This window comes from Embleya sp. NPDC055664 (genome assembly GCF_053618075.1).
This window is the reverse complement of the sequence record NZ_JBSHGZ010000007.1, coordinates 104782-110879: the sequence shown is the minus strand read 5'-3', so window position 1 is coordinate 110879 and position 6098 is coordinate 104782. Positions and strand designations below refer to the sequence as shown.

5 protein-coding genes are annotated in these 6098 nt (G+C 72.4%); 3 read left to right on the top strand and 2 right to left on the bottom strand.

What is annotated here, in order from left to right; all coding sequences use genetic code 11:
- Positions 1-157: 157 nt before the first annotated feature.
- From ACWGR4_RS14805 to ACWGR4_RS14795, 3 genes are all read left to right on the top strand, one after another.
- On the top strand, positions 158-1549 hold the full coding sequence (locus tag ACWGR4_RS14805; protein WP_452130112.1) for an MFS transporter: 1392 nt from the start codon (positions 158-160) through the stop codon (positions 1547-1549).
- Between the two features lie 111 nt (positions 1550-1660).
- Complete coding sequence (locus ACWGR4_RS14800) at positions 1661-2449, top strand: FadR/GntR family transcriptional regulator (RefSeq protein WP_452130097.1); 789 nt, start codon at positions 1661-1663, stop codon at positions 2447-2449.
- Entirely contained in the window at positions 2446-3660 is a 1215-nt protein-coding gene (locus tag ACWGR4_RS14795; RefSeq protein ID WP_452130096.1) for a CynX/NimT family MFS transporter, read from the top strand. Before ACWGR4_RS14800 ends, ACWGR4_RS14795 begins: the two co-directional genes overlap by 4 nt.
- A 280-nt stretch (positions 3661-3940) precedes the next feature.
- Here the strand turns inward: ACWGR4_RS14795 and ACWGR4_RS14790 are convergent, their stop codons facing one another.
- Together ACWGR4_RS14790 and serS are read right to left on the bottom strand one after the other, a co-directional pair.
- Complete coding sequence (locus tag ACWGR4_RS14790) at positions 3941-4738, bottom strand: HAD family hydrolase (RefSeq protein WP_452130095.1); 798 nt, start codon at positions 4736-4738, stop codon at positions 3941-3943.
- Complete coding sequence (gene serS, locus ACWGR4_RS14785; RefSeq protein WP_452130094.1) at positions 4735-6012, bottom strand: serine--tRNA ligase; 1278 nt, start codon at positions 6010-6012, stop codon at positions 4735-4737. The genes ACWGR4_RS14790 and serS overlap by 4 nt, the downstream gene beginning before the upstream one ends.
- Positions 6013-6098: the final 86 nt, after the last annotated feature.

The following is a 6098-nucleotide window of genomic DNA, read 5'->3' as shown; positions in this document are numbered from 1 at the left end:
CCCCCCTACGGCAACGACCACTGCCCTACCCCCCCACCAAGTCCCCCCCCCGCCCCGCCCCCCCGGCCCCCCCGCCCCCCCCCCCCCCCCCCCCCCCCCCCCCCCCCCCCCCCCCCCCCCCCCCCCCCCCCCCCCCCCCCCCCCCCCCCACGCCCGGATGACCGGGCAGCAGAAGCTGGTGCTGACCCTGCTGCTCGGCGCCCAGTTCATGATCGCGGTGGACTTCTCGATCCTGAACGTCGCGCTGCCGGTGGTCGGCGAGGGCCTGGGCTTCTCGCTGAACAACCTCCAGTGGGTGGCCACCGCGTTCGCGCTGACCGCCGCAGGATTCACCCTGCTGTTCGGTCGGGTGGCCGACCTGTTCGGCCGCAAGCGCCTGTTCCTGGGCGGCATGGCCCTGCTCGGCGCCTCCTCCGCCCTGGGTGGCTTCGCCACGTCCCCCGAGATGTTGCTGATCGCCCGGGTGCTCCAGGGGCTGGCCACCGCGGCGGTGACCCCCGCGGGTCTGTCGCTGCTGACCACTGCGTTCAAGGAGGGGCCACAGCGGGATCGGGCGCTGGGGCTCAACGGTGCGCTGATGTCGGCCGGCTTCACCGCCGGCGCGGTGCTCGGCGGGCTGCTCACCGATCTGCTGTCCTGGCGCTGGGCCTTCTTCGTCAACGTGCCCGTCGCCGCGCTGGTGCTGATCCTCGCGCCGTCCGCGATCACCGACTCGCGGCCGAGCGGGCGGCCCCGGCTCGACGTGCCCGGCGCGATCGCGGTCACCGGCGGTCTGCTGGCCCTGGTGTTCGGCCTCACCCAGGCGGGCGCCGAGGGCTGGGGGGAGCCCACCACGCTCGGCGCGCTGGTTTCCGGCGCGGTGCTCCTGGTCGCGTTCTGGTTCATCGAGCAGCGCTCCGCCTCGCCGCTGGTCCCGGTCGGCATCATGAAGCGCCGCACCGTGCTGTGGGGGAACATCACCGGCCTGATCGCCTTCGTCACCGAGACCTCGCTGGTCTTCCTGCTCACGCTCTACCTGCAGGAGGTCCTGGGCTACTCGCCGCTGGCCACCGGGCTCGCCTTCGGCGTCCTGGGCATCGGCACCGTGCTCGGCGGCACTCTCGGCGGCCGGGTGGTGGGCCGCTTCGGCACCCGCACCACGATCGTCGCGGGCGGCGTGGTCCAGGCCCTGGCCACCCTGTCGCTGGTCGCGCTCGGCAGCTCCGGCGGCTGGATCCGGCTGCTGCTCGCGGCCACCTTCGTCGGCGGGGTGGGCAACATGCTGATGATCGTCGGCTTCATGATCACCGCGACCTCCGGCCTGCCGAACGCCGAACAGGGCCTGGCCACCGGCCTGGCCACGATGACCCAGCAGGTCGGCATCACGATGGGCATCCCGATCATGAGCGCGATCGCCACCGCCCGGATGAGCTCGCTCGGCGACACCGGGCCCGACGCGGTGTTGTCCGGGGTCGCCGTGGCGATCCTGGTCGACGCGGCCCTGGTCCTGATCGGCGCCCTGCTCGCGGCGGTGTTCCTGGCGCCGCGCCGGGACCGCGACCGGGTCTGAGGGTGGGGGCGGACCGAGGTGGGGGCCGGGATCGGCCCTCACCTCGATTTCGCATGTGATGTGCAGCTACTTGTAGGATGACTGGGCAATCCCACGAATCCAGGAGGGTCCATGTCGCTCCAGGCCGCCGGCAGACGTTCGCTCGTCGACGACGCGATCGACCAGCTCCGCGCCCAACTCACCGCCGGAACCTGGCCGGTCGGGTCGCGCATCCCCAGCGAGAGCGTGATCGCCGAGCGGCTCCGGGTCGGCCGGAACACGGTGCGCGAGGCGATCCGGGTGTTGGTGCACGCGGGGATGCTGGAGTCCCGCCAGGGCGACGGGACCTATGTCCGCTCCCTCACCGACCCGGGCGACCTGGTGCGCCGGATCGAACACGCGGACCTGCGGGACATCTTCGAGATGCGCCGGGCACTGGACGTGGAGGCCGCCCGGCTCGCCGCCCAGCGGCGCGACCTCGCCGACCTGGAACGCATTCGCCGCGCCCTGGTCAGGCGCGGCGCGGCCGACGGCAGCGCGGACACCCCGGAGCCGCACGACTTCGACCGCGGCGACGTCGCCGAGGGCGAGTTGGACGACCTGGTCGAGCAGGACGTGGCCTTCCACACCGCGATCGCGCTCGCGTCGCACAACTCGGCGATGGTGGCCACGTACCGCTGGTTCAGCGACTCGTTGTGGCGTGCCATCCGCACAGTGGTCGGCGACGGCACCCTGCCGGACGCGTCGCACGCGCTGCACGTGGCCCTGGTCGACGCGATCGAGGCGGGCGATCCGGACGCGGCCGAGCGGGCGGTACGGGACATCCTCGAGCCCGCCGTGGTGGCCCTGGACACCCTGCTGCACGACCGTGCCCCGCACGACCACCCGACCGAGCACCATCCGATGGAGCACGACGCATGAGCACGACCGACCTGCGGATGTCCCCGAACACCAAGACCACCGCGAAGGCCGGCGGCGGCGCGCTGTTGCTCGCGGGCATCGTGTTGATCGCGCTGAACATGCGGGCCGGACTGTCCAGTGTGTCGCCGCTGGTGGGCGAACTGCGCGACGTGTTCCACCTGTCCGCGACCACGGGCAGCCTGATCACCGCGATACCCGTGCTGTTCCTGGGCCTGATCTCGCCGCTCGCGCCGGTCGCGGCGCGGCGGTTCGGCACCGAACTCGTGCTGCTCGGCGCGCTCGTCGTGGTGGGCGCCGGGATCCTGCTGCGGATGGTGCCCGCGTTGGGCGCGCTGTTCGCGGGCGGCGCGCTCGTGGGCGGTGGGATCGCGGTGCTGAACGTGCTGATGCCGGGCGTGGTCAAGCGCGAGTTCCCGGACCGGGCGGCGGTGATGATCGGGGTCTACAGCGCGGCCATGGTGCTCGGCGCGGCGGTCTCGGCGGGGGCGACGGTGCCGCTGGAGAACGCGATCGGACACGGCTGGCAGCCGGCCATGGGCTGCTGGGCGCTGCTCGCCGTCGCGGCGGTGGCGGTCTGGCTGCCGCACGTGCGGCGCCGGCGCGGGGCCGCGGCGGTCGCGATGCCGCGTGTGGCGGGGTTGTGGAAGTCGCCGCTGGCCTGGCTGGTGACGGGCTTCATGGGTCTGCAGTCGTTGCTGTTCTACGTGTTGCTGGCCTGGATGCCGACGATCCTCACCGACCACGGCATGAGCAAGGGCACCGCGGCGGCGATCTTCGCGTTCAACACCTTCGTGCAGATCCCGTCCTCGCTCGCGGGGTCGATCATCGCCGGTCGTATGCGCAACCAGAGCGCGCTGGTGGTCGGCTCGGTCGGTCTGGTCGCGGCCGGGTACGTGGGGCTGATGCTCGCGCCCACGGGCGGGGCGTGGCTTTGGGCGGTGTTGTTGGGGCTGGGCCAGGGGGGTGCGGTGTCGCTGGCGCTGACCCTGATCGTGTTGCGGTCGCCCGATCCGCATACGGCGGCGCAGCTGTCCGGGATGGCGCAGGCGGTCGGCTACGTGGTGGCCGCGTTCGGGCCGTTGGCGGCCGGGGCGCTGCGGCAGGTCACCGGGGGGTGGACGGTGCCGATCGTGGTGATGCTGGTGCTGTGTGCTTGCGCGGTGGGGTGTGGGGTGGGGGCTTCGCGGCCCGGGCATGTGCGGGTGGGGTGAGGGGTTTTGGTGCCCACCCGCCCGGCCCGTTGCGTCAGCCGGGAAGGCTGCGGGATTCGGGCATCGGGGACGCCCACAGGGGCCTCGCGGCCGGATGAGGCGCCTCGGGCCTCCGGCGTGCGCTCGGGCTCCGGGGCCTGGGCTCGGACGTTGGGCTCCGGGCTTGGGCTGTAGCACTCGGGGGCCGGGCTCGGGCGTTGGGCTCCGGCTCGGGCCCAGGTGTCGGGCTCGGGTGCAGGCTGCGGGCCGTGGCGGTGGGGTTTGGGGCTTGGGCTTCGGGTCAGGCGGTGGGGAACAGGCGTTCCAGGACTACCGCTACGCCGTCTTCCATGTTGGACAGGGTTACCTCGTCCGCGACGGCCAGTAGTTCGGCGTGGGCGTTGGCCATGGCCACCCCGTGGGCCGCCCAGCGGAACATGGTGACGTCGTTGGGCATGTCGCCGAACGCGATGGTGTCCGCGGCCTTGGCCCCCAGCCGGCGTGCCGCCAGGGACAGGCCGACCGCCTTGCTCAGGCCCACCGGCAACGCCTCGACGATGCCGGTGCCGGCGTGCGTGACGTCGACCAGGCCGGCGCAGATCTTCCGGGCGCACGCGGTCAACCGGTCGTCGTCGTAGTCCGGGTGGTACAGGTAGAGCTTGAGGATCGGCTCGGACCACAACTCCTCCCGGTTCGCCACGGTGTACACCGGCAGCAGGGATTCGTAGCGGTAGCCGTCCTCGATCACCACCCGACCGGCAAGACCGTCGCGGCTGACCGCGAACCGTACCTCGCCCAGTTCGGCGGTGAGTCGTTCCACGGCCAGCCGGGCCAGTTGCCGGTCCAGGGTGACCGAGGTCAGCAGCCGGTCCTCGCCCGCGTGATAGACCTGCGCGCCCTGCCCGCAGACGGCGAGCCCCCGGTAGCCGAGCGCGTCGAACACCGGACGGGTCCACCCCACCGAGCGGCCCGTCACTATCACGTGCCGCGCACCGGCCTCGGCGACCCGGACGAGCGCCGCGCGATTGCGCGCGGAGACCGTGTGGTCCTCGCGCAGGAGCGTGCCGTCCAGGTCGGTCGCGATCAGGGTGAAGGTCACGCCTGCACCGGTTCGAGGACCTCACGACCGCCGAGGAAGGGCCGCAGCGCCTCGGGGACGACCACCGAGCCGTCCTCGCGCTGGTGGTTCTCCAGGATCGCCACGATGGTGCGGGGCACCGCGCACAGCGTGCCGTTGAGCGTGGCGAGCGGGCGGGTGCCCTGCTCGTCGCGCATCCGCACCTGGAGCCGACGGGCCTGGAACTCGGTGCAGTTCGAGGTGGACGTGACCTCGCGGTACTTGCCCTGGGTCGGGATCCACGCCTCGATGTCGAACTTGCGCGCGGCGGAGGCGCCGAGGTCGCCCGACGCGACGTCGATCACTCGGTAGGGAAGTTCGAGGCGGTTCAGGAACTCCTTCTCCCACGCGAGCAGGCGGCGGTGCTCCGCCTCGGCCTCCTCCGGCGCGACGAAGGAGAACATCTCCACCTTGTCGAACTGGTGCACCCGGATGATGCCGCGCGTGTCCTTGCCGTACGTCCCGGCCTCGCGACGGAAGCACGGCGAGAAACCGGCGTAGCGCAACGGCAGTTCGGCGGCCGGGATGATCTCGTCCATGTGGTACGCCGCGAGCGGTACCTCGGCGGTGCCCACGAGGTAGTAGTCGTCGGCCTCCAGGTGGAACACGTTCTCCGCGGCCTGGCCGAGGAACCCGGTGCCCTCCATCGCCGCCGGACGCACCAGCGCGGGTGTCAGCATCGGCGTGAAACCGGCCTCGGTCGCCTGCGCGACGGCCATGTTGACCAGCGCCAGTTCGAGCAGCGCGCCGATGCCGGTGAGGTAGTAGAAGCGCGAGCCGGACACCTTCGCGGCCCGCTCGACGTCGATCGCCTTGAGCATGCGCCCGAGTTCGACGTGGTCACGCGGCTCGAAGCCCTCGACCGCGAAGTCGCGCCGGGCGCCGATCTCCTCGATCGTGACGAAGTCCTCCTCGCCGCCGACCGGTGCGTCGGGGTCGATGAGGTTGGCCAGCGACTTGAGCAGCCGGTCGGTCTCCGCCTTGGCCTCGGCCTGCTCGGCGTCGGCCGCCTTGACCTCCGCGGCCAGTGTCTGGGCCCGGGTCAGCAGCTCCTGCCGCTCGTCGCCCTTGGCCTTGGAGACCTGCTTGCCCATCGACTTCTGCTCGTTGCGCAGCGCGTCGAACCGGGAGCCGGACGAGCGGCGGAGCTCGTCCGCGGCGAGCAGCGCGTCGACGATGGTCTCGTCCTCGCCGCGGGCACGCTGCGAAGCGCGGACACGGTCGGGATCCTCACGGAGCAGTCGCAGGTCGATCACGGGCAAAGCCTACCGGGGCCCCGCCAACGGATTTCGCGACCGCGGGGTCCCCGGACGATTCCGGGCGTCCCGTGTGCGACTTCTGC

What these genes read in the sequence shown, in the direction of transcription:
- ACWGR4_RS14800 (WP_452130097.1), top strand. Translation starts at nt 1,661, where the DNA reads ATGTCGCTCCAGGCCGCCGGCAGACGTTCGCTCGTCGACGACGCGATC.
- ACWGR4_RS14805 (WP_452130112.1), top strand. Translation starts at nt 158, where the DNA reads ATGACCGGGCAGCAGAAGCTGGTGCTGACCCTGCTGCTCGGCGCCCAG.
- ACWGR4_RS14795 (WP_452130096.1), top strand. Translation starts at nt 2,446, where the DNA reads ATGAGCACGACCGACCTGCGGATGTCCCCGAACACCAAGACCACCGCG.